Origin of the sequence: Kordiimonas sp. (assembly GCF_048260245.1) — a bacterium.
Lineage (GTDB): Bacteria > Pseudomonadota > Alphaproteobacteria > Sphingomonadales > Kordiimonadaceae > Kordiimonas.
Map to the genome: position 1 here is coordinate 17,907 of NZ_JBLXGZ010000035.1, position 22,850 is coordinate 40,756.

Here is a 22,850-nt window from a genome sequence, read left to right on the forward strand (position 1 = left end):
TTTGTGACATTTTTATTTCGAGGCAAATTCATGAAGGTTTCTGCTAATTAGGGCTTGCGTACACTAAAATAGTGTCTAGACCATTCCCATAGTCCATTGTTAAGCTATATTTAAGGTCGTATATCTAAGTTTATCGCGCACGCGGGGCAAAATCGCTGGCTGGAGGCCACCAAAAGTGGAAAAGAAGAGTAATCAAAATTATGATTTTCTGGAACGGCGCCGCCAACTCCTGAAGATGGGCGCTGCTGGAATGCCAATGATACTGACACTCAAGGCGTCAGCCAATCAAGCGGTCCACTCGGCACTCGATTGTGCGTTTATGTTGACGTCAGCTGTGAATATCCTTGTTGATCATGAGGGTAAAGTCTGGATCGGGGACGGTTCCATTCAGCAAAAAAACGATGGTCGTCTCAAGTCTTCCGATATAGCCAGCTTCAAAAGCAATGCTGACTTTGTATTTCCTTCAAACTCTGCGCCGGGCGACTATATCCCTGATGCCTGCCCAGACGATGGCTGCGATACGGATGATAGTGGCGGCTGGGATGACGACGACTGGTACTTTGGCAGCAGTGGTAAAGACTTGCTGCAGCAGCTGAAAGACAGTGGCAATGTGGTCGCCTTCACAGGGCGCTATGGCAGCAGTGACGATGATGATGATGATTGCCGTGGCGGCGGCGATGACGATGATTATTGGGACGATGACGACGGTTATTCCAGCAGTTCCTCGAACAGCGGATGGACCGACTGTGGTTACAATTATTATCAGATAAGCGCAAACACGACTATTACGCCGCTTGATTACATGAACCAAAGCGGTGATTGGCAGATTTCAGGTACTGGTGGTTTGTATATTGCGCTGGGCGCCAAGTATCTCGACTACTACGGTAACGATGGCGGTTTCCCGGGTATTTCATGCCTGCATTCCATTTTGGCATATCTTGAAACGACATAATAGCGAGCATTCAGGCGATGTCCCCCATTGCGGGCAATGATTGGCTTTGGTTCGCCGACCGGGGCCACCTTTCTTTTCACCCAATGGGTGAAGTGACGTATGTGTTCAATCATCGCTCGGGGGAAACACATGTTTTCAACGCAGTTTCCATCGCAATGCTGGAATATTTTACACATGCGCCGCGTAAGGTAAGTGCGTTGGTAGAAGACTTTCCCGACCTCGTCGGGTTGAGCCGTGAGGACTGCCCGCGGGGGGTGGTTCGTCGCATCTTTGCCGAGTTGGACGATGCCGGCCTTGTTGTGCCTGCCGGGAGGGCGGGGTGACTGCTGACAAACTCGCCACTGTTGGCATGGCGCAGGCCCGTCAGGCACTGGCAAGAGGCAGGCTGAATCTTCATCTGGGTCCATTCGTGACGGCGCTACAATCCCGTGGCGCTGTATTGTTTGACTATTTTCAAGACATGTACCGCGATTGCCCGGTGACCATTGGCAGCGACGCTCTGGTTGATTATTCGCTGAGGGTGGGCGCACCGAACGTTGTACGCCGCTACTTTAGGCCGCAGGTGGTTCCGGACCCGGGTTTTCACTTTCCAGCGATGCCGCTGCCTTCTCACATGGCGCCGCTCGCACTGGAGATGGGCATGAACCTGAGCGCGGCTCTTCAGTGTTTCCGCTTTGTCATTTTCCATGCAGGTGTTGTCGCGAAAGGTGACGAGGCTGTGCTGGTTGCCGCGCATTCAGGGGGTGGAAAAAGTACCCTGACAGCCGCGCTAATGGAGAATGGCTACCGATTGTTGTCTGATGAATTTGCAGTTCTGAGGCGGTCCGAGCCCAAACTTCAGCCCTATCCACGCCCAGTTTCCCTCAAGAATGCCTCCATTGATGTGGTGCGCGAGTTGGCGGGGCCGGGCGAGATCAGCATGCGTATGGACGGTACGCCCAAAGGTGCCGTTGCTTACCGGCGCGCGCGCGCCTCGGATATCGAGGCCATGAACAAAACCGCGACGCCACGGTTGCTTGTTTTCCCCCGCTATGTCGAAAGGAGCCCGGCGGAGGTGAAAAAGATTGAGGCTGGCGACGCTGCCATGCGGTTGGTGGCGGGATCACCCAATTATCAGGTGACGGGCAGGGCTGGCTTTGAAAGCACCATGGCCATGATGGACCGGCTGACGTCATATGAAATAACCTATGGCAACACAGAGGACAGTGTGCGGCTGGTGAACGAGTTATATAGCGAGGCAAGCTCATGAAAGCGGCGTTTTTTAAAGCTGCGGTCGGCTTGGTGGCCTTGCCGGAAAAGCCTGCTGAAAAGGTGCAGTTTTTACGCTGGGCCGCAGAGGGCCATATTCTCGGCCAGGTAGCCGCCGCATATAGCGGCGAGGCAACGGGTAAGCTGAGCGACATTCTTGAAAATGCCCGCATTCGCAGTGCTTACGACCAGCGCATGCTGATGTTTGAAGCTGAACGTATCGCGCGCGCATTAAAGGGTAGTGGCATTGAACCTGTATTGTTGAAGGGCGCGGCTTATGTCGCTGCCGACTTGTCCGCAGGCCGTGGTCGCCGCGTCAGTGATATCGATATTCTGGTTGAAGCGGGTCAACTGGCAGAAACCGAGGCACTTCTGCGCGAGGCCGGATGGCACGGGGATGCTGCGACCGCCGGAGATTACGACCAGCAATATTACCGGCGCTGGATGCATGAGTTGCCACCGATGCGGCACGGCAAAAGGCGCACCTTGATTGACGTTCACCACCGGCTTCTGCCGCTTACGGCCCGCCTGCAGCCACGCCACGACCTGATGGTCGCGCATGCAATACCGTTGGAAAACAAGGGGTTGCGGGTTTTTGATGCGTGTGACCGTTTCATCCATTCCGCGATTCATATTTTTGCGGATGGCGCTTTTGAGACTGTGGCGCGCAGTTTTATAGAGCTATACCATCTTTTTGGTGATCTGAGTGTGCAGGATCAGCAACGCCTTGTAGTTCGCGCGGTGGAGGTCAACGCGATCAAGCCGGTAGCGGGTGCTCTATGGGCGGTAAGCCATTATTTTGGCTGCGCAAAAGCACACGCTATCCTGCGTTCGATGGGAGTGCGGAGGGTGAATGGCGCGTTGCGTTTTTTCCTGCGCACGCTGGTGCGCGGGGGCCCGTTCACACCCTTAGCCAAGCTGGCATTATACATCCGCAGTCATTATATGCGCATGCCACTTTCCATGCTGATCAAGCACCTGCTGTCTAAGGCGTTCCGGCGCGGTTGATCAAAGCGGGCAGTTCGCCGAGGCTGCTGATCATGTGATTTGCGCCCAAAGCGCTGGGCGGGATATCAGTGTAGCCGAAATCCACCGCGATGGACGGGGCGCCGGCGTCGCGTGCTGCCGCGATATCATTGATGCTGTCACCAATCATCAGGAAGGGACCTTCGCCCGGTAATAGCTTTGCGGTTTCAACAAGATGGCGAGGATCAGGCTTCATGAAGCCGAAGCTGTCGCCACCGGTGACCGCATCAAAATACTGCGCGATATCCAGCGATTTCAGCAAGGAATGCGCGAGCGCGATCCGTTTATTGGTGCAAACGGCGAGGGAAAAACCTTTTTCTTTCAGATCGTTGAGCATCTCCGCGCCACCGCCGAAGACAGTTGAACCGTCTGCGATATGGTCGGCGTAATATGTGATGAAAATGGGCAGGAGCTCGGTTGCATCATGGCCATCGCGCCCTCCCGTGGCGTCAAGGCCCTGTTCGATCAGGCGTATGGCGCCATAGCCAACCATATGTCTAACCTCAGAAAGGGAAATGGTTTTTCGCCCTATGTGGGTTAACACGTGGTTAGTGGCAGCATGCAGGTCCACGGCGCTGTCAACGAGGGTGCCGTCGAGATCAAACAAGATTTTATCTACTGCAAATCGGGCCATTTTCTGCTATATTCTCCGTCTCTATGCTGGCGCTATGCCTGAATATGGGGTGTTGCATGCGGTGTTGGTGGTCCAGCAAATTTGTGCAGAACATGTGCAACGTTTACGTCATATCCGTGCAGGGGTTGAGCAATGTTTGTGCAATAAAGTCGCGACATAGGAATGTCGTGGCATAGGCTCCCCCGCCACCACCGTCATAACCCTTAAATTGCTTCAGCGCTAAAATAGCGCGCCTGAAGCTACAGGTTAGAAATGGGCGCGCGCAAGTGTTAATCTCTGCCGCTATATAAGCCAAAATTTGCCCAAGCCTTATTTTTGGGGTCAAATGGCTTGCACGGCATAAAATGTCGTGGTCTAAAAGGTAAGAATAGTGCGTAGGAAGAGTTTCTGTTGAAACTTTTGGAAACTTGTAAATCGATGTCTCTGAGCGGAATGCCATATATGGCCATAGCTGACGAGCACACTAATGTTGAGGTAAAGTGATGAGTGACTGGCGGCCAGACAGCTGGAAATCGCGGCCTGTTGTACAGGTTCCCGAATACCCTGATGCCGATGCGCTGATGCGTGTCGAGGGGGAGCTTGCGGGCTATCCACCGCTGGTGTTTGCCGGTGAGGCCCGCAACCTCAAGGCCCAGCTTGGCGAAGTGGCCGAAGGCCGTGCCTTCCTGCTGCAGGGCGGGGACTGTGCCGAGAGCTTTGCTGAATTTCACCCTAACAATATCCGCGACACTTTCAGGGTGCTGCTGCAAATGGCAGTGGTGCTGACGTTCGCTGCATCCTGCCCGGTGGTCAAGGTTGGGCGTCTTGCTGGTCAGTTTGCCAAGCCACGTTCCTCCAACACCGAGACGCAGGACGGCGTGGAACTGCCAAGCTACCGTGGTGACATTATCAATGGCCCGGCATTTGACAGTGAAAGCCGCGTGCCGGACCCCGCGCGTATGCTCAAAGCCTACAGCCAGGCGGCGGCGACGCTCAACCTGTTGCGTGCCTTCGCGCAGGGCGGTTACGCCAACCTGATGTCGGTGCACCGCTGGAACCTTGATTTTGTGTCCCAAAGCGGGGCCGGCGAAAAATACGTTGAACTGGCGGACCGGATCGGCGAGGCGCTGTCTTTCATGCAGGCCTGCGGAATCGACCCTGACAGCGTGCATCAGCTTCAAGGTACGGATTTCTACACCAGTCACGAGGCGCTGTTGCTGGGGTATGAGCAGGCGCTGACCCGCGTAGACAGTACAACGGGCGACTGGTACGACACCTCCGCTCATATGCTGTGGGTCGGGGACCGTACCCGCCAGATTGAGGGCGCACACCTTGAGTTCCTGAGCGGCATCGGCAACCCGGTCGCGTCCAAGGTTGGCCCGACCACGGAAATTGACGGCCTGCTGAAGCTGATCGACAAGCTGAATCCCAAGAATGAGGCCGGCAGGCTGACGCTTATTACCCGCTTTGGTGCAGACAAGGTGGAAGAGCACCTGCCACGCCTGTTGCGCGCGGTGAAGGACGAAGGGCGCAAGGTTGTGTGGTCGTGTGATCCGATGCACGGCAACACCCAGACCTCACAGAGCGGTCTCAAGACCCGTCCGTTTGACCGCGTACTGAAGGAAGTGAAACAGGTCTTTGCCTGCCACCGGGCCGAAGGGACCTATGCGGGCGGTATTCACCTTGAGCTAACGGGTCAGAATGTCACCGAGTGTATCGGTGGTGCTGTCGCCATCACGGAAGACAGTTTGGCCAGCCGCTATCACACCCATTGTGATCCGCGCCTGAATGCCAGCCAGTCGATCGAGATGGCCTTCCAACTCGCGGAAGCGCTGAAGGAAGAACGCCTTGCCATGGGTGAGACTGCGGCAGCGTAAGCCTAGGCTGAAAACGAATTGACAAAAGGCGGCCTATTGGCCGTCTTTTTCTTTCTGGTGGCGGCTTTTTCTTCCCTTGTCCGCTTACCGCTTACAGGGTAAAAGCGCGGCATGAGCGAGACATTATCCATATATATCGCACAGACGAATACGACCGTAGGCGCAATTGAGGCCAATGCCGAGCGTATCCGCGCGCTTTATGCGCGTGGTGCGACGGCGGGCGCAGACCTTGTGTTGACGCCGGAGCTGTCGCTGACCGGTTATCCGCTTGAGGACCTTGTGCTCAAGCCGTTTTTTGTGCGCATGGCGCGCGAGGTGCTGGAAGACCTCGCGGCTGTCACTAAAGGTGCGGGCAAGCCGGGGCTGATTGTCGGCGCGCCGTGGTATGCGGGCAAGGCGCTGCATAACGCCATTTTCCTGTTGGAAGACGGCGCGGTGAAGGCCGTGCGCTATAAGCAGGAACTGCCGAACTATGGCGTATTTGACGAAAAACGTGTGTTTGTGCCGGGCAGCGCACCGGAAGTCATTGACTTTCGCGGCCACAAGCTTGGTGTGCTGATTTGCGAGGACATGTGGTTCCCCGGTGTGGCAGGCGCACTGAAGGCGCAAGGGGCAGAAATATTGCTGGTGCCCACCTGCAGTCCGTTTGAACTTGATAAACACCCCGAGCGGCAGGTGCATGCGCGCAACCGCATCGATGAAACAGGTCTTGCGCTGGTGTTTTGTAACGAGATTTGCGGGCAGGACGAACTGGTGTTTGATGGTGCCAGTTTTGTGATGAACCCGGACGGCAATGTGCCGGTGCAGATGGATGCCTGGCGCGAGGCTGAACTGCTGACCGTATGGCAGGGTGCAGGTACAGGCGTTGGTGCAGGCCTGAGGTGCGAGACCTCGCACGCGGGTTATATGCCGGGCCAAATGGAAAGCATGTATCAGGCCATGGTGCTGGGCCTGAAGGATTATGTCACCAAGAACCGTTTCCCCGGTGTGGTGCTGGGCCTGTCCGGCGGGATTGACAGCGCGCTTTCAGCCGCTGTGGCGGTGGACGCATTGGGGCCTGACAAGGTGCACTGTGTGATGATGCCGTCACGCTACACGTCCGGCGAAAGCGTGACGGACGCGGAAAAATGCGCAAAGGCGCTCGGTTGCAGGTATGACACCATCACCATCAAGCCGGGTGTTGAGGCGTTTGGCGAGATGCTGGGGCCGATTTTTGAGGGCACCAAGCCGGATACCACGGAAGAGAACATCCAGTCGCGCCTGCGCGGCCTTATCCTCATGTCGGTCTCCAACAAATTTGGCGCCATGGTGCTAACCACCGGCAACAAGTCCGAAGTGTCGGTGGGCTATGCCACGCTTTATGGCGACATGTGCGGTGGTTATAATGCGCTGAAGGATGTCTATAAGACCGATGTGTTTGCGCTGTCTCACTGGCGCAACGCCCATGTGCCTGATGGCGCGCTGGGGCCGGGCGGTGAAGTTATCCCCGAAAACATCATCACCAAACCGCCGACCGCCGAACTGCGCGAGGAACAGAAAGACGAAGACAGCCTGCCACCCTATGACAAGCTGGATGATATGCTCAGGTGTCTGGTGGATGAGGAGATGTCGGGGGCCGAGGTTGTGGCGCGCGGGCACGAATTTTCCGATGTTGCCCGCATCGAGCACCTGTTATACATCGCCGAATACAAGCGGCGACAGGCAGCACCCGGCGTGAAGATCACCCGCAAGAATTTTGGCCGTGATAGGCGCTATCCTATCACCAATGGTTTCCGCAGTGCGCGAAAACACAATATATAGTAATTACTTAGCTAGGCTAATTGGATAATATCATGACTGTTAAGGTTCGTTTCGCCCCATCACCCACCGGCAAACTGCATGTGGGTAACATCCGTGCTGCTCTTGTGAACTGGCTTTTTGCGCGGCAACAGGGCGGCACCTTTGTCCTGCGGATTGACGACACCGACCGCGAGCGGTCAACGGCCGAGAATGAGGAAGCCATCAAGGCCGACCTCACATGGCTTGGCCTTGAGTGGGACGAGACCTTCCGCCAGAGCGAACGCTTCGCGCGTTATGACGCCGTGGTTGAAAAACTGAAGGCTGAAGGGCGACTTTACGCCTGTTACGAGACCGCCGAAGAGCTGGACATGAAACGCAAGATCCAGATGGGTCGCGGCAAACCGCCGGTGTATGACCGGTCGGCGCTGAAGCTGACGGACGACGAGAAAGCGAAACTTGAGGCCGAGGGCCGCAAGCCGCATTGGCGTTTCAAGCTGGCAACACCGGCACGGGTGGAATGGACCGACCTTATTCGCGGTGATGTGTCCATCGATCTTGAGGCGCTCAGCGACCCGATCCTGATCCGCGAAGATGGTTCCTACCTTTATACGCTGCCCAGCGTTGTGGATGATGTGGACTATGGCATCACGCACATTGTGCGCGGCGAAGACCATGTGACCAACTCGGCGGTGCAGGTACAGATATTCGAAGCTGTTGGCGGCAAGGCACCAGAGATGGCGCATTTCGCCCTTCTGACCGGCAAGGGCGGCGAGGGGCTGTCCAAGCGCCATGGTGCCATGTCGATTGAGGAATACCGCGACGAGGCGGGTGTTGAACCGATGGCGATTGTCAGCCTGCTGGCGCGCGTGGGGACATCCGAGCCGATTGAACCCTTTGCCGAAGTTCAGCCGCTCATTGATGGTTTTGATTTCGGCAAGTTTGGCCGTTCAACCGCGAAGCTGGACCCGGCGGACCTTGATACACTCAACGCCAAAATTCTGCACATGACGCCCTATGACGCCATCAAGCACAAGCTTGACGGCGTGGATGAGGCTTTCTGGGCCACGGTGCAGCCAAACCTCAACAAGCTGGCGGATGTGGGCGAATGGCTGGCGATCGTGAATGGCCCGGTCACCCCTGTGATCGAAGATGCTGACCATATCGCCAAAACACGGGACCTGCTGCCTGAGGGTGAACTGAGCACGGAGACCTGGGGCTTGTGGACAAGCGCGATCAAGGAAGCGACGGGCGTTAAAGGCCGTGCGCTCTTCATGCCGCTGCGACAAGCACTGACAGGTCAGAACCACGGGCCGGACATGGGCGCGCTCTTGCCGCTGATTGGCCGCGAGAAAGTGTTGGCGCGGCTTGAGGGCAAAAGCGCGTAAGGGGGCGGCATGAGTGATATCTATCTCTACAACACGCTTGCGCGCGAAAAGCAGACGTTCGCGCCCATAGACGACAAGAATGTACGCCTCTATGTGTGCGGACCCACGGTGTATGACTATGCGCACATTGGTAACGCGCGCCCGGTCGTGGTGTTTGACATGCTCTTTCGCTTGCTGCGCCATGAATATGGCGCGGACCATGTGACCTATGCACGCAATTTTACCGACATTGACGACAAGATCATGAACCGCGCGATAGAAGAGGGTGTGTCGATCAAGGCGATCAGCAAGCGGTATGCCAAGGCCTATGAAGAAGATATGGCCACGCTTGGTGCGCTGACGCCGACGATCCAGCCCAAGGCGACGGAACACATCCCCGAGATGATCCGCATGATGCAGACGCTGATTGAGCGCGGCCACGCTTACGCGGCAGAAGGCCATGTGATGTTCAGCGTGCCGTCGATGGAAAACTATGGCCGCCTGTCGCGCCATAGCCGGGATGAACTGGTGGCGGGTGCCCGAGTTGAAGTGGCCCCCCTCAAGCGCGACCCGGCGGACTTTGTGTTGTGGAAACCATCGTCTGAGGAGCAGGTGGGCTGGAACAGCCCCTGGGGCCGTGGCCGACCTGGCTGGCACCTTGAATGTTCCTGCATGATTGAAAAGCATCTGGGCGAGACGATCGACATTCACGCGGGTGGGCAGGACCTTATCTTTCCGCACCATGAAAACGAGATCGCGCAAAGCGAATGCACCCACGGCAAAACTTTTGTGAATTACTGGATGCATAACGGCTACCTGACGGTGAACGGCGAGAAGATGTCCAAATCGCTGGGCAACTTCCATACGGTGCATGACCTGATCGCCGAGCATCCGGGCGAAGCTATCCGCATGAGCTTGCTCGCTGCGCATTACCGCCAGCCGGTGGACTTTTCGATTGAAAGCATGCGCGAGCAGAAGCGGCGGCTGGACCGCTGGTACCGCCTGACGGACGGTGTTGTGGCGTCTGCCCATGTGCCGGAAACAGTGATTGCCGCGCTCAAGGACGACCTCAACACGCCCAAGGCCATTGCGGCGCTTGATGCGCTGGCGACACCTGAGGACGCCCCAAAACTCAAGGCCGGGGCCCAGTTCATGGGTTTTCTGTCCGTTGGCGCTTCGGTATGGTTCCAGGGCGAAGCCCCTGAGGGCATCACGGCGGCTGAGATTGAAGCCAGGATTGCCGAGCGTCTGGAGGCGCGCAAAAACAAGGATTTTGCCGCATCCGACCGTATCCGCGATGAACTCGCAGCGGTGGGCATTGTGCTTGAGGATAGCGCGGGCCTGACCACATGGCGCAAGGCCGACTGATGAGCGAGAGCAAGCAACCCGCGATCATCCTCGTACGCCCGCAGCTTGGCGAGAATATCGGCAAGGCGGCACGCGCTATGCTCAATTTCGGGCTCACCGACATGCGGCTTGTGGCCCCGCGTGACGGCTGGCCCAACCCGGCGGCTGGCCCCGCGGCTGCGGACGCCGATATCGTGCTCGGGCGCGCGCGCGCGTTCGGGACGGTTGAAGATGCGGTGGCGGACCTTGCCCACGTCTACGCCTCCACCGTACGGGACCGCGACATGCCCAAGCCAGTGGCCACACCGCGTGAGGCCGCCAAGCAAATGCACACCGCGTTTGGTGAGGGCCGCACAGCGGGCATCTTGTTCGGGCCTGAGCGCTCGGGCCTGACCAACGACGATGTCGTGCTGGCGGATACCATCCTGACCGTGCCGGTGAACCCGAAGTTTGCCAGCCTTAACCTGGCGCAGGCGGTGGTTCTGGTAGCTTATGAGTTTTATCACCTTGCGGACGGTACACCCGCATATCAGCCGTCTCACCCTGAAGGTGTGGCCTCAAAGCAAGAGCTGATTGGCTTGATGGAGCATCTGGAGACAGAGCTGGATAAGCGCGGTTTTTTCCGTTCCGAAGACCGCCGCGCGCCCATGCGCCGCACGCTGAGGAATGTGATTCAGAACGCGAGTTTCTCCAAACAGGAAGTCTATACCCTGCGCGGGGTGGTCAAATCGCTGGCGCGGCGGCCGAAGGATGAGGGCTGATTGCCCTTGCCGCGTCAAAACAGTCCGTTCATCCGCTATACAGGCTCTTTCGTTTTTAATAGCCTTTCTGTAGGCTAAGGCCACACACCAATGACGGAGGAAATATGTCGGTTCTTGCAAGCATGATGGTTGCACTCACGATGATGATGCAGGGCATCGACGACACCGGCACAGCGATTGCCCGGCCCATTGGTGAGGTGCATTTCAACGAGGATACGGGCAGCTATTATCAGGTTTTCGATTTTGTCGGCAAGCCACCTCATACGTGGGAGCACGCGCGCCGCATGGTGAAGGGCTATCTTCAGGAGGGCAGGGAAGGCCGGCTTGTTGTCGTCCGCGATATTGCGACCCATTATTTCCTCATCCTCAATTTCCCCCAGATGCGGCAACAATCGATGTGGATCGGGCTGGCAGCGACCTGCAATGAGACCGCCGACCTTGAATGGGTTGACGGTACGTCGCTCGCGGATCAGAGCTTCCGCGGCTTTGGCGATGGCGTCCTGCGCGACATCAGCCGTAGCTGTCGGGCGCGGAAGGGTAGCGGTGATGTATTGCCTATCTTCTACCAGCCTGACCAGTTCGGCGTAAGGTGGCAGGTCGCCAATGCGAAAACCAACAAGGGCTATATGATGGTCGAATTCCCGGCCCCGAACGAAGAGAACCAGCCGAACCAGCCGCCTGAGGAAGCGATACAGCAGCAATAGCCAGCCAGCTTTGTGGTTTAGCCTTGCAGGAGCTTGGCGGCCTCGGGGGCAAAATAGGTCAGCACGCCGTCCGCGCCCGCGCGCTTGAAGGACAACAGCGCTTCCATCATCACCGTTTCACGGTCAAGCCAGCCATTTTGAGCTGCTGCGGTCAGCATGGCGTATTCGCCGGACACCTGATAGGCATAGGTCGGCACGCCAAAGCGGTCTTTTACCTCACGGATAATATCAAGGTAGGGCATGCCCGGCTTGATCATCACACTGTCTGCGCCCTCATGAATATCAAGCTCGACTTCGCGCAGGGCCTCGAGCCTGTTGGCCGGGTCCATCTGATAGGTTTTTTTGTCACCCTTGAGCACGCCGGTTGATCCGACCGCATCGCGGAAGGGACCATAAAAGCCTGAGGCATATTTGGCGCTGTAGGCCATGACCTGCACGTGCTGGAAACCGGCCTTGTCAAGTTCGTCCCTGATGGCGCCGATGCGGCCGTCCATCATGTCCGAAGGGGCGATAATGTCGGCGCCAGCCTCGGCCTGAATCACCGCCTGTTGCACCAGCATGCCCACAGTCTCGTCGTTGAGCACGCGGCCGTCTTCCACCAGCCCGTCCTGTCCGTGGCTGGTATAGGGGTCAAGCGCCACGTCGGCCAGTAGGCCCACCTCTGGCACAGCATCCTTGATGGCGCGCATGGCTGTATTGATCAAATTGTCCGCGTTCAGCGCTTCTTCACCGCGGTCGCAGCGCAGATCAGCGGGGGTGTTGGGGAAAAGGGCGATGCACGGAATGCCGAGGCTGCGCGCCTCTTTTGCGGCTTCAACAGCTTTGTCGACCGACAGGCGGTTAACGCCGGGCATCGATGCCACAGCTTCAACCTCACCGTTGCCTTCCCGCACAAAAATTGGCCAGATCAGGTCATCCAAAGTGATTGCGTTTTCGCGCACAAGCCGACGGGACCAGTCATAAGCGCGTGGGCGACGCAGGCGGGTGGCAGGAAAACGTGCTGTCATGGTGTGTCCTTCAGGCTGAAACCAATGGTCAAATTCGAGGTCACTTTATGTGCTTCCGTCCAGCGTGTCACGCCTCGTTATGTGTTCCGCGACCTTGGGGCGCAACTGATGGAGAAAGCCTTTTGAATTCAAGGATGGTACGTATAATTTAATGACAATTTTAGCTTTAACATTGCGTTAAGCCTTATGGCGGACAGTGTTTTCACTCAGATTCGATGAAAATATAACTCAAATCGGGCAAAAGACATGACCGGCTACGACTTTAATGACCCTAAATTTCTCTTTCTTGACATCCTGTCACTGGTGGAGCGCCTGCACCGGCGACTTCTTGATGTTCTGAAGAATCATCTGGAGCATATCGGGCGCAACGACTTGAATCCCGTGCAGGCACTGCTGCTGCATAACATTGGCGAACATGAGATGACGGCCGGTGAGCTTAAGACCCGCGGTTATTATCAGGGCTCAAACGTGTCCTACAACCTCAAGAAATTGGTGGAAATGGGCTATTTGCGCCACGAGCGGTCCGATTATGACCGGCGTGCAGTGCGAATCTCCCTGACAGACGAGGGTTATGCAATCCGCAAGGTGATCGATGAGCTTTATATGCGCCACCTGGAAGAATTGATGCAGGATGACCTTGTAAGCCATGATGAACTTAAAAATTTGCGCAAAAACCTGCGCAATCTTGAGCGTTATTGGTCTGATAAACTGCATTTCGGCCTTTAAAAAACAGCCATTTGACTTAAGTCATTGGCATAATCGATTTCTGAGTGCGACATTTTCACCGCTGGACGAGCCTTAAGCGATTGCGTTACAAGGCTCGCGGCGGTAAACTTCGAACTGTTGCACAGAAGACGGAATGCCTGATGGACTACGAAAAGATTTTTGCTGACGCGATTGAAGCTGTACGGGCCGAAGGCCGGTACCGGGTTTTTGCTGATATATCGCGCGAACGTGGCAACTTCCCCCGTGCTTTAAGGCACGACGCGGGTGACAACGCCCGCGCCATCACTGTCTGGTGCTCCAACGATTATCTCGGCATGGGCCAGCACCCCAAGGTGCTTGAGGCCATGCATGTCGCGCTTGATGAAACGGGTGCGGGCGCAGGCGGTACACGCAACATCGCAGGCAACAACCATTATCATGTTCTGCTGGAGCAGGAGTTGGCCGAACTGCACGGCAAGGAAACAGCGTTGCTGTTTACGTCGGGCTATATTTCCAACGAAGCGACATTGTCGACAATTGCAAAATTGCTGCCGGGCTGCATTGTGTTCTCGGATTCGATGAACCATGCCTCAATGATCCAGGGTATCCGCAATAGTGGTGCGCAGAAGCATATTTTCCGCCACAATGACCTGGAACATCTGGAGGAGCTTCTCAGCGCCGCAGATCCTGACGCGCCAAAAATCATCGCATTTGAATCGGTGTATTCAATGGACGGTGATATTGCACCTATCGGTGCCATATGTGATTTGGCCGATAAATACGGCGCCATGACCTATCTTGACGAAGTTCATGCTGTTGGCCTTTACGGCAAACGTGGTGGTGGGGTGTCCGAGCGTGACGGTGTCGCGCATCGCCTGACTATTATTGAAGGTACGCTTGGCAAGGCTTTTGGTGTTATGGGCGGTTATATAGCCTCGTCAAAAGCGCTGGTGGATGTGGTTCGCAGTTACGCTTCAGGCTTTATTTTTACCACTGCGCTGAGCCCCGTGCTCGCAGCCGGTGCACTGGCGAGTATCCGTCACCTCAAGGGTAGCAATGACGAGCGCATTGCCCATCAGGAACGCGCAGCGAAGCTGAAATCACGTCTGCGCGCTGCCAATATCCCTGTTATGGATTCGGAAAGCCATATTGTGCCCGTGTTTATCGGCGATCCGGTTCTTTGCAAAGACGTGTCGGACATGCTGCTTAATGAATATGGTATCTATGTTCAGCCCATTAATTATCCGACCGTACCCCGCGGTACCGAGCGTCTGCGATTTACTCCCGGCCCCCTGCATGATGACAATGTCATGGATGGCCTTGTTGAGGCGCTGACGGACGTTTGGTCGCGGCTTAGCCTCCGGCGTCAGGTCGGTTAAGCGGAGAAACTGGCCGTGCCAGTCCCTACTCGTATCATCATCGAGTTTATTCCCGTCGGTAATTCGGTCAAAGTTTGTGCGATCTGTGAAGATACCGGCTTTGAGGTCAGTATCGTTGGCGACCGTCGTGCCAGCCAGAAAGAGCTTGAAGCTGTTGCGGTGCGCAAACTCAAGTTTATGATGGCAAAACAAGATGAAGCCCGCGCCCAAAAAGGCCGGGGCTTTACCGTTTGACCCAGTTGTACAGGTGTGCCGATTTCCGTTCTGGTGGAAAATCAGCGTTTTTTGCCGAGACCGATCTTTTTCGCAAATGCGGAGCGTTTTGCAGCATATGAGGGTGCAACCATCGGGTAGTCTGCAGGCAGTCCCCATTTTGACCGATACTCGTCAGGGCTAAGATCATAGCGTGAGCGCAGATACCGCTTGAGCATCTTCAGCTTTTTGCCGTCTTCCAGGCAGATGATATACTCGTTGGTATATGATTTTTTCACCGGAACCGCCGGGCTTTGTGCCGTCTGAGACGAGGTGTTGATCCCATTCAGAGAGTGCAGAGTGGAATAGACCGACTTTATGACTGTGGGCAGCTTGTCGGACTCAACGGTGTTGTTGCCGACATATGCCGTAACAATATCCGCAACAAGGCCAAGCATACGGTCGTTGCCGTTATTTTCCACGCTATCCTCAGGCATTAAATTGATGCTCCGGTGGGAAGTTAATATTCGACGTTTATTGCAGCATTTCATGTGGGAATTCAACAGTAAATAGGTGTTTGTTCTGATTTTAGTTATTAATAAATTCCCAATAAGTATGATTAATAAGTAATTAAGACCTGTATTGTTATGCGCGCTGCGATTGTTAACAAATGGCAACAGTCTGCTTGGGTTCAACTTGGAACTGTGCTAACCAATCGCTGCTTTTTTTTACTGCGCCTTTGGCGTTTCTCCTTAACCACCAGAACCGGATCAGACAATCATGGGTGTAGAAACTATTGCCGTTGCCAGCGACCACGCAGGCTATGACCTGAAGGAAGACTTGAAAACAGAGCTCAGGGAGAAGGGGTTTGACGTGCTGGACCTCGGCTGCGATGGCGCCGCATCGGTCGATTATCCTGACTTTGGCGCGGCAATGGGAAAAGCAATCTCTGGTGGTGAGGTTAAACGCGGTGTTGTAGTTTGTGGTTCTGGCATTGGTATCTCAATAGCAGCAAACAGAAATCCGGCGGTCCGCGCGGCATTAGTGCAAACCGGCCTTGCCGCACGTCTCGCGCGCCAGCACAATGATGCCAATGTACTGGCTCTCGGGGCCCGCCTTATTGGTATAGAGACCGCCAAGGATTGCCTGGAAAATTTCCTGAATACAGATTTTGAGGGCGGACGCCATCAAAGGCGGGTCGACAAACTGGGTACTTGCGGTTAGACCAAGTCACAGCTCATTAGTTGCCTAATTTCATGCCCACCTATCTGCTCAGGGATTTTACGCCATGACCAAATTTACCCAAGCCGGATTTTTCTCCAGTCACCTCTCTGAAACCGACCCGGAATTGCTCGCGTCGCTTGACGGCGAACTCAAGCGCCAGCAGGACCAGATCGAGCTCATCGCATCTGAAAATATCGTCAGTCGTGCCGTGCTCGAAGCGCAGGGCTCTGTACTGACCAACAAGTATGCGGAAGGTTACTCGGGCCGCCGCTATTATCAGGGTTGTCACCATGTCGATATCGCTGAAGACCTGGCGGTAGAGCGCGCGAAAAAGCTGTTCGGTGCCGGTTTTGTCAATGTACAGCCCCATTCTGGCGCGCAGGCTAACGGTGCGGTGATGCTGGCGCTTACCAAACCGGGCGATACCATCATGGGCATGTCGCTTGATGCGGGTGGCCACCTCACGCACGGCGCGGCCCCTGCGATGTCGGGCAAGTGGTTCAATGCAGTGCAATATGGTGTGCGACGCGAAGACGCCCTGATTGACTATGATCAGGTCGCGGAGATGGCGAAGGAGCATAAGCCGACCATCATTATCGCCGGTGGCTCGGCATACCCGCGGGTGATTGATTTCAAACGCTTCCGCGAGATTGCGGACAGTGTTGGCGCCCTGCTCATGGTGGATATGGCCCACTTCGCCGGCCTCGTGGCCGGTGGTGTGCACCCGAACCCGGTTGAATATGCCGACGTTGTCACGACAACCACGCATAAAACCCTGCGCGGCCCTCGCGGCGGCATGGTGCTGACCAACCGGGAAGATATCGCCAAGAAGATTAATTCCGCAGTTTTCCCCGGCTTGCAGGGTGGCCCGCTCATGCATGTGATCGCGGCCAAGGCCGTGGCTTTTGGTGAAGCACTGAAGCCTGAATTCAAGGACTACGCAGCGCAAGTTGTCAAAAATGCCAAGGTGCTGGCGGCGCGCCTGAAAGAAAACGGTTTTGATATCGTCTCCGGGGGTACCGACACCCACGTGGTGCTGGTGGACCTGCGGCCTAAAAAACTGACAGGCAAGGCAGCAGATGAAGCGCTGGAGCGTGCGTTCATGACCTGCAATAAAAATGGTGTGCCGTTTGACCCTGAGAAACCTTTTGTTACCTCGGGTATTCGCCTCGGTACTCCGGCAGGTACAACACGCGGTTTTGCAGAAGCGGAGTTCACCAGCATCGCCGACATGATCACAGAAGTACTTGACGGCCTTGCCGCAAACCCCGACGCTAATGATGCTGCCGAAGAAGCTGTCCGCAAAAACGTGGCCGAGCTTTGTCAACGCTTCCCCATCTATACAGAATTGGGCTAAGCTGGCTGCGAACAGGCGTGGGCGCGTGGGTTTAATCCATGCGCCCGCACTGAAAAGCGAAGAAACTAGGGGGAGTTAGGGGCGCCATGCGTTGTCCGTTTTGCCAACACGAAGACACCCAGGTTAAGGATTCCAGGCCAACCGACGATAAATCTGCGATCCGCAGGCGGCGGTTTTGTCCGGCTTGTGGGGCTCGGTTTACCACCTTTGAACGTGTGCAACTGCGTGAACTTACGGTCGTGAAGAAGACCGGGCGCAAGGTACCATTTGAGCGTAACAAGCTGGAGCGTTCCCTTGATATCGCGCTCAGGAAACGTCCGGTTGACCCGGATAGGGTTGAGCGCATGATCAACGGTATTGTACGCCGGCTCGAATCGATGGGTGAAAACGAAGTGGACAGCGAACAGATCGGTCGCCTTGTGATGGAGGGGCTTGAGAGCCTCGATCAGGTCGCTTATGTACGCTATGCTTCGGTATACCGGAACTTCCGCGAAGCGTCTGACTTTGAGAAATTCCTCGGCAAGATGACTGGCACCGAGGAGGACGAGGTTTTCCGCGAAGAACCCTGAGCAGGGAGCCTGTGGTGGCAACCACACAAAAAGATCAGCAATATATGAAGACCGCGTTGGGGCTTGCCCGGCGCGGTCTTGGCATTGTGGCGCCCAACCCGGCTGTGGGCTGTGTGCTGGTGAAGGACGGCGTCATCGTTGGACGAGGCTTTACCCGGAAGGGCGGCAGGCCACACGCCGAAACCGTCGCGCTGGCACAGGCAGGCGTGCGCGCACGCGGCGCCACGGCGTATGTCACCCTTGAGCCATGCTCCCACACCGGGCAAACAGGCCCCTGTGCCGAGGCGCTTATCCGTACCGGGGTGGCGCGTGTGGTGTGTGCCACCGGCGACCCCGACCCGCGTGTCTCGGGTCGCGGTTTTGACATGCTGCGTACAGCGGGTATTACAGTTGACGTCGGGGTGGGGCAGGCCGAGGCTAACCGCATCAATGCTGGCTTTTTCCTGAGCAAGCGTGAGGGTAGGCCGCTTTTCACGTTGAAGATGGCCTCCAGTATGGACGGGCGTATTGCGCTCGCAAGCGGGGAAAGCAAATGGATCACTGGGCCAGAGGCGCGCGCTTACGGCCATCTCTTGCGCGCCCAGCATGACGCCATCCTTGTCGGTATCGGCACGGCCCTCGCCGATGATCCGGCGCTGGACTGCCGCCTGAGCGGGCTTGATGAGCGCTCACCGACACGAATTGTGCTGGACCGTAGCCTGCGGCTTGGCACGGACAGCAAGCTGGTAAAGACAGGGGCAAGCATTCCGACGCTTATCGTCTGTGAAACTACCGATAAGGCCAAAAAACAACGGATTGAGGATGCGGGGCCCATTGTCATCACGCTTGATAACCTTGGTGATATGGCCTCGGTTGCCAAAGCGCTCGGCGCCCGCGGCCTGACGCGCGTACTGGTTGAAGGCGGCGGGCAAGTCCATGCCTCATTTTTACGTGCCGGGCTGGCTGATCGGGTGGAACATTTTATCGCACCCAGGCTCATCGGTGGCGACGGCAGGCCCATGACTGGCAATTTGGGCCTTGCCAGCCTGGGGGGTGCGCCCCATCTAACGTGCACATCAATTCGCCGTTTTGGGGCGGATATACTTGCATCCTATGAAAAGCCGGAGTAACTCAGGCGCATGTTTACAGGAATTGTTACAGATGTAGGCCGGGTCGCGGCCACTGAAGGCGCATCGGATGTGCAGGTGACCATCAACACCGGCTATGACATGAGCAGGGTTGATATCGGCGCGTCCATCGCCTGCGCGGGGGTTTGTCTCACCGTCGTCGACAAGGATACCGGCTGGTTCAAGGCCGATGTCTCCGCTGAAACACTCAAGGTTACGAACCTCGGTGATTGGCGTGAAGGCAGCGAGATCAACCTTGAACGCTCTCTCAAGCTCGGCGACGAACTGGGCGGGCATATCGTCACAGGCCATGTTGATTGTGTCGGCGAGATTGTACGCTTTGAGGAGCAGGGCGAGTCCGTGGTTATGGATATCGCAGTGCCGCATGCGCACGGAGGGCATGTTGCCCAAAAAGGCAGCGTCACCATCGACGGCGCGTCACTCACAGTAAACGAGGTTGCGGACCAGGGCGATATCACCCGCTTTTCCATCAACCTCATCCCGCACACGCAAGCGGTTACGAGCTTCAGAAACTCAAAGCGCGGTGACCGGGTGAATGTAGAATTTGATATTTTGGCGCGTTATGTCGCGCGCCTGCAGGACAGAGGGTAAGCTGTGCCACAAGATTTTCTCTCCCCCATTGAAGACGTTATCGAGGACGCGCGCAACGGCCGCATGTATATCCTTGTGGATGATGAAGACCGCGAGAACGAAGGCGATCTGATCATACCGGCGCAGATGGCAACCCCTGAAGCGATCAACTTCATGGCACGCCACGGTCGCGGGCTTATCTGCCTGCCGATGAGCCGCAAACGTGTCGAAGCGCTTGAGCTACCGCTGATGAGCAGCAACAATGAGGCGCGGCACCAGACCGCTTTCACGGTGTCAATTGAGGCGAAACAGGGCGTTACCACTGGTATTTCTGCGGCCGACCGGGCACACACCATTGCGGTAGCCATTAACGCAGCCAAAGGCAAGGATGACCTCGCAAGCCCCGGTCATGTGTTCCCGCTGGTGGCTCAGGATGGCGGCGTGCTCGTGCGCGCCGGGCATACGGAAGCCTCGGTCGATATTTCACGTCTTGCGGGACTTAACCCGTCAGCGGTGATCTGTGAGATCATGAACGAAGACGGCACCATGGCCCGTTTGCCGGACCTTGTTGAATTTGCCAAGGAACACGGCCTGAAGGTTGCCACCATCCGCGATCTGATCGCGTACCGGCTCAAGAATGATGTGCTGGTGGAGCGTGTCTCCGAATCAAGCTTCCCGCGCATGAGCAGTAAAGAGTGGCGTGTGATCGTCTACCGTGCCACGGCAGACCGCCGCGAGACGGTGGCCCTGGTGCTTGGCGACATTGACGGCGAAAAACCAACGCCTGTGCGTATGCATTCGCTGAATCCTTACGAGGATATCCTCGGGCTTGACCACCCACGGACTGGCCAGCTTCAGCGCGCCATGAATGCCATTGAGGCCGAGGGGCAGGGTGTCGTTGTGTTGTTCCCGGGGCTGACGGCCATGCGGCCAAGTCAGCTTCTTGAAGGTGAAAAGGCGCCAGCCGCCAAAAAGGAAGGCGCGCTGAAAGAATACGGCATCGGTGCGCAAATTCTGCGCGATATTGGTGTGCGCCACATGGTTTTGTATTCAAATACGCCAAGCCACATTGTTGGCCTTGATGGATACGGCCTTGATGTCGTAGAACAGCGGCCAATTCCGACAGCCTGACGTGGTTGTCATTAAAAGAGTTAAGGATGATACGTTATGGCATCGCCCCATCTGTTGATTGTGGAAGCGCGGTTTTATCAGGAACTCGCAGACGAGCAGGCCCAAGGCGCCATTGAGGCCATTGAAGCTGCCGGTGCGACATGGGACCGTGTTGACGTTCCCGGTGCGCTTGAAATTCCTGCAGCAATCAAGTTTGCCCATGTCGGCAAGGACGTATCCTACGACGGCTATGTAGCGCTGGGCTGTGTCATCCGCGGTGAAACCAGCCACTATGACACTGTCTGCAATGAAAGCGCGCGCGGGCTTCAGGATATTGCTCTTCATCATGATCTTGCCATTGGCAACGGTATCCTGACGGTCGAAAACGACAGGCAGGCATGGGCGCGGGCGAACCGGTCAGATAAAAACAAGGGCGCGGGTGCTGCGGAAGCGGCGCTGGCGATGATCGCCCTTAAATCCAAGTTTGGAGTAGAGTGAATGGCCGAACGCGGCAAAAAGAAACCTGTAGGCGGCCCACGCAGTGCGGCACGCCTTGGCGCAGTACAGGCGCTGTATCAGCTTGAAATGTCTGATGAGCCAAAAGTGCCTATGGTGATCGAGGAATATCTTCGCCACCGCTTGGGCGCGGAAATTGAAGGCGACCAGTATGTTGACGCTGACAATGAACTTTTCTCCGACATTGTTGCCGGTGCCTGGGGCCGCGTGAGCGAATTTGACGAAGCCATTACACAGTGTCTCGCTAAAGATTGGCAGTTGGACCGCCTTGAGGCGATTATCCGTGCTATCCTGCGGGCGGGTGCTTATGAGCTTACCGCGCGGCCGGATGTGCCAACGGCGGTGATCATCAACGAATATGTTGATATTGCTCACGCCTTTGTTGAGCGGGCGGAAGCGTCCTTTGTCAACGGTGTGCTCGATAAACTGGCAAAGGCTGTTCGCTAGGCGCTAGCCTATTCGCTTGCTTTTCTGTCTTTGTCCCGTGCCGGGCCACCATATGCTGGTCTTTGGAGGGCCTATGGCTGGCGAATTTGACCTGATTGCAAAGTATTTTGCACCGCTTGCCGGTCCTGAAGGGCTTGGCTTGACTGATGATGCTGCCTGCATAAGCCCGCGACCGGGTAAAAGCCTTATCATCACAAAAGATGTGATTGTTGGTGGCGTACATTTTCTTGACACCGATGCAGCCGACAGTATCGCCCACAAGGCGCTGGCGGTAAATCTTTCCGACCTCGCGGCCAAGGGAGCGGTGCCTAAGTATTATCTTTTGGGCCTGTGTCTGCCAAAAAACATCGATGAAGTATGGCTGGCGGGCTTTGCTGCTGGACTTAAAGCCCTGCAGGAAACCTACGGCTTCACGCTTGCCGGGGGGGACACGACATCAAGCCTTGGGCCAGTGATGGTCAGTGTTACGGCGATCGGCGAGGTGGGGGTAGGGCATATGCTGCGACGCAACGGCGCCCGTGCAGGCGATCTGGTTTTTGTCTCCGGGACCTTGGGTGAGGCCGCCTTAGGGCTGAAATGCCTGCGGGATGAGCTTGAGCATGATGACGGGTTGGTGCGCCGCTATCATTATCCTACACCCCGGGTAGGACTGGGCCCTGCGTTGGTTGGGCTTGCCGGTGGCTCGGCGGATATTTCCGACGGGCTGTTGGCCGACCTCGGCCATATCTGCGAAACCTCAAATCTGGGTGCAGATATAGAAGAAGGCGCACTGCCAGTGTCAGACAAAGTGCGAGCACTGCTCTCGGACAGGTCAGATCTTGCCGCCTGCGTTTATTCGGGCGGCGACGACTACGAGCTGGTGTTCACCGCACCCGAGGCCAGGCAGTTGGATATTGAAGCTGCAGCCAATGAACAGGGCGTGCCGGTAACCGTCATTGGTCGCATCTCGGGCACGCCCGGCATACGACTTGTTGAT

At 56.4% G+C, this 22,850-nt stretch carries 25 protein-coding genes; 22 read left to right on the plus strand and 3 right to left on the minus strand.

The annotated features are described in order from the left end of the window. Nucleotides 1-175 precede the first annotated feature (175 nt). The 4 genes from ACN0VM_RS14910 to ACN0VM_RS14925 are packed head-to-tail and all read left to right on the plus strand — an operon-like array spanning nt 176 to nt 3,208. Nucleotides 176-952: a hypothetical protein gene (locus tag ACN0VM_RS14910; protein ID WP_417451693.1), complete on the plus strand. Its 777-nt coding sequence runs from the start codon at nt 176-178 to the stop codon at nt 950-952. A 17-nt stretch (nt 953-969) separates the two neighbouring features. After that, on the plus strand, nt 970-1,275 hold the full coding sequence (locus ACN0VM_RS14915) for an HPr-rel-A system PqqD family peptide chaperone (RefSeq protein WP_417451694.1): 306 nt from the start codon (nt 970-972) through the stop codon (nt 1,273-1,275). Beyond that, on the plus strand, nt 1,272-2,201 hold the full coding sequence (locus tag ACN0VM_RS14920; RefSeq protein WP_417451695.1) for an HprK-related kinase A: 930 nt from the start codon (nt 1,272-1,274) through the stop codon (nt 2,199-2,201). The genes ACN0VM_RS14915 and ACN0VM_RS14920 overlap by 4 nt, the downstream gene beginning before the upstream one ends. Continuing rightward, nucleotides 2,198-3,208 carry a nucleotidyltransferase family protein gene (locus ACN0VM_RS14925; RefSeq protein WP_417451696.1) on the plus strand — a complete coding sequence of 337 codons (1,011 nt, stop codon included), beginning with the start codon at nt 2,198-2,200 and terminating at the stop codon, nt 3,206-3,208. Before ACN0VM_RS14920 ends, ACN0VM_RS14925 begins: the two co-directional genes overlap by 4 nt. Here the strand turns inward: ACN0VM_RS14925 and ACN0VM_RS14930 are convergent. Beyond that, nucleotides 3,186-3,860, minus strand: a complete 675-nt coding sequence (locus ACN0VM_RS14930; RefSeq protein WP_417451697.1) for an HAD-IA family hydrolase — start codon at nt 3,858-3,860, stop codon at nt 3,186-3,188. The two genes, ACN0VM_RS14925 and ACN0VM_RS14930, sit on opposite strands and share 23 nt — an antisense overlap. Nucleotides 3,861-4,342: 482 nt before the next feature. Here ACN0VM_RS14930 and ACN0VM_RS14935 point away from each other — a divergent pair, with 482 nt between their 5' ends. The 6 genes from ACN0VM_RS14935 (at nt 4,343) to ACN0VM_RS14960 (ending at nt 11,671) form a co-directional block, all read left to right on the plus strand. Continuing rightward, nucleotides 4,343-5,716: a class II 3-deoxy-7-phosphoheptulonate synthase gene (locus ACN0VM_RS14935; RefSeq protein WP_417451698.1), complete on the plus strand. Its 1,374-nt coding sequence runs from the start codon at nt 4,343-4,345 to the stop codon at nt 5,714-5,716. 111 nt (nt 5,717-5,827) lie between these two features. After that, entirely contained in the window at nt 5,828-7,516 is a 1,689-nt protein-coding gene (locus tag ACN0VM_RS14940; protein ID WP_417451699.1) for an NAD+ synthase, read from the plus strand. Between the two features lie 32 nt (nt 7,517-7,548). Further along, complete coding sequence (gltX, locus tag ACN0VM_RS14945; protein ID WP_417451700.1) at nt 7,549-8,880, plus strand: glutamate--tRNA ligase; 1,332 nt, start codon at nt 7,549-7,551, stop codon at nt 8,878-8,880. 9 nt (nt 8,881-8,889) lie between these two features. Then, nucleotides 8,890-10,227 carry a cysteine--tRNA ligase gene (gene cysS, locus ACN0VM_RS14950; RefSeq protein ID WP_417451701.1) on the plus strand — a complete coding sequence of 446 codons (1,338 nt, stop codon included), beginning with the start codon at nt 8,890-8,892 and terminating at the stop codon, nt 10,225-10,227. After that, the gene (locus ACN0VM_RS14955) at nt 10,227-10,967 is read left to right on the plus strand and encodes an RNA methyltransferase (RefSeq protein ID WP_417451702.1); all 741 of its coding nucleotides are present in this window, start codon (nt 10,227-10,229) and stop codon (nt 10,965-10,967) included. The genes cysS and ACN0VM_RS14955 overlap by 1 nt, the downstream gene beginning before the upstream one ends. A 104-nt stretch (nt 10,968-11,071) precedes the next feature. Next, on the plus strand, nt 11,072-11,671 hold the full coding sequence (locus ACN0VM_RS14960) for a C-type lectin domain-containing protein (RefSeq protein WP_417451703.1): 600 nt from the start codon (nt 11,072-11,074) through the stop codon (nt 11,669-11,671). Nucleotides 11,672-11,688: 17 nt separating this feature from the next. On the opposite strand, the gene hemB is transcribed toward ACN0VM_RS14960, so the two are convergent. Next, on the minus strand, nt 11,689-12,678 hold the full coding sequence (gene hemB, locus ACN0VM_RS14965) for a porphobilinogen synthase (protein WP_417451704.1): 990 nt from the start codon (nt 12,676-12,678) through the stop codon (nt 11,689-11,691). A 246-nt stretch (nt 12,679-12,924) separates the two neighbouring features. On the opposite strand from hemB, the gene ACN0VM_RS14970 reads away from it, so the two are divergent. The 3 genes from ACN0VM_RS14970 (at nt 12,925) to ACN0VM_RS14980 (ending at nt 14,996) form a co-directional block, all read left to right on the plus strand. Further along, nucleotides 12,925-13,404, plus strand: coding sequence for a MarR family winged helix-turn-helix transcriptional regulator (locus ACN0VM_RS14970; RefSeq protein WP_417451705.1), 480 nt, complete (start codon nt 12,925-12,927; stop codon nt 13,402-13,404). 140 nt (nt 13,405-13,544) lie between these two features. Beyond that, a complete protein-coding gene (gene hemA / locus ACN0VM_RS14975) occupies nt 13,545-14,762 on the plus strand; it encodes a 5-aminolevulinate synthase (RefSeq protein ID WP_417451706.1) in 1,218 nt (405 codons plus the stop codon). A gap of 15 nt (nt 14,763-14,777) precedes the next feature. Beyond that, the gene (locus ACN0VM_RS14980) at nt 14,778-14,996 is read left to right on the plus strand and encodes a DUF6898 family protein (RefSeq protein ID WP_417451707.1); all 219 of its coding nucleotides are present in this window, start codon (nt 14,778-14,780) and stop codon (nt 14,994-14,996) included. A 41-nt stretch (nt 14,997-15,037) separates the two neighbouring features. Here ACN0VM_RS14980 and ACN0VM_RS14985 read toward each other — a convergent pair whose 3' ends face one another. Further along, nucleotides 15,038-15,451, minus strand: a complete 414-nt coding sequence (locus ACN0VM_RS14985) for a MucR family transcriptional regulator (RefSeq protein WP_417451708.1) — start codon at nt 15,449-15,451, stop codon at nt 15,038-15,040. A 283-nt stretch (nt 15,452-15,734) separates the two neighbouring features. Here ACN0VM_RS14985 and rpiB point away from each other — a divergent pair, with 283 nt between their 5' ends. The 9 genes from rpiB to thiL all read left to right on the plus strand — a co-directional run. Beyond that, nucleotides 15,735-16,178, plus strand: coding sequence for a ribose 5-phosphate isomerase B (rpiB, locus tag ACN0VM_RS14990; RefSeq protein WP_417451709.1), 444 nt, complete (start codon nt 15,735-15,737; stop codon nt 16,176-16,178). A gap of 64 nt (nt 16,179-16,242) precedes the next feature. After that, nucleotides 16,243-17,535: a serine hydroxymethyltransferase gene (glyA, locus tag ACN0VM_RS14995; RefSeq protein ID WP_417451710.1), complete on the plus strand. Its 1,293-nt coding sequence runs from the start codon at nt 16,243-16,245 to the stop codon at nt 17,533-17,535. 86 nt (nt 17,536-17,621) lie between these two features. Further along, complete coding sequence (nrdR, locus tag ACN0VM_RS15000; protein WP_262691525.1) at nt 17,622-18,104, plus strand: transcriptional regulator NrdR; 483 nt, start codon at nt 17,622-17,624, stop codon at nt 18,102-18,104. Between the two features lie 14 nt (nt 18,105-18,118). Continuing rightward, the gene (ribD, locus tag ACN0VM_RS15005; protein ID WP_417451711.1) at nt 18,119-19,213 is read left to right on the plus strand and encodes a bifunctional diaminohydroxyphosphoribosylaminopyrimidine deaminase/5-amino-6-(5-phosphoribosylamino)uracil reductase RibD; all 1,095 of its coding nucleotides are present in this window, start codon (nt 18,119-18,121) and stop codon (nt 19,211-19,213) included. 9 nt (nt 19,214-19,222) lie between these two features. Continuing rightward, nucleotides 19,223-19,822: a riboflavin synthase gene (locus ACN0VM_RS15010; RefSeq protein WP_417451712.1), complete on the plus strand. Its 600-nt coding sequence runs from the start codon at nt 19,223-19,225 to the stop codon at nt 19,820-19,822. A gap of 3 nt (nt 19,823-19,825) precedes the next feature. Next, nucleotides 19,826-20,932, plus strand: coding sequence for a 3,4-dihydroxy-2-butanone-4-phosphate synthase (ribB, locus tag ACN0VM_RS15015; protein WP_417451713.1), 1,107 nt, complete (start codon nt 19,826-19,828; stop codon nt 20,930-20,932). A gap of 36 nt (nt 20,933-20,968) precedes the next feature. Beyond that, nucleotides 20,969-21,409, plus strand: coding sequence for a 6,7-dimethyl-8-ribityllumazine synthase (locus tag ACN0VM_RS15020; protein ID WP_417451714.1), 441 nt, complete (start codon nt 20,969-20,971; stop codon nt 21,407-21,409). Beyond that, nucleotides 21,410-21,874: a transcription antitermination factor NusB gene (nusB, locus tag ACN0VM_RS15025; protein ID WP_417451715.1), complete on the plus strand. Its 465-nt coding sequence runs from the start codon at nt 21,410-21,412 to the stop codon at nt 21,872-21,874. Between the two features lie 73 nt (nt 21,875-21,947). Next, nucleotides 21,948-22,850: thiamine-phosphate kinase (gene thiL / locus ACN0VM_RS15030; protein WP_417451716.1), on the plus strand; the 903-nt coding region annotated here is incomplete at its 3' end.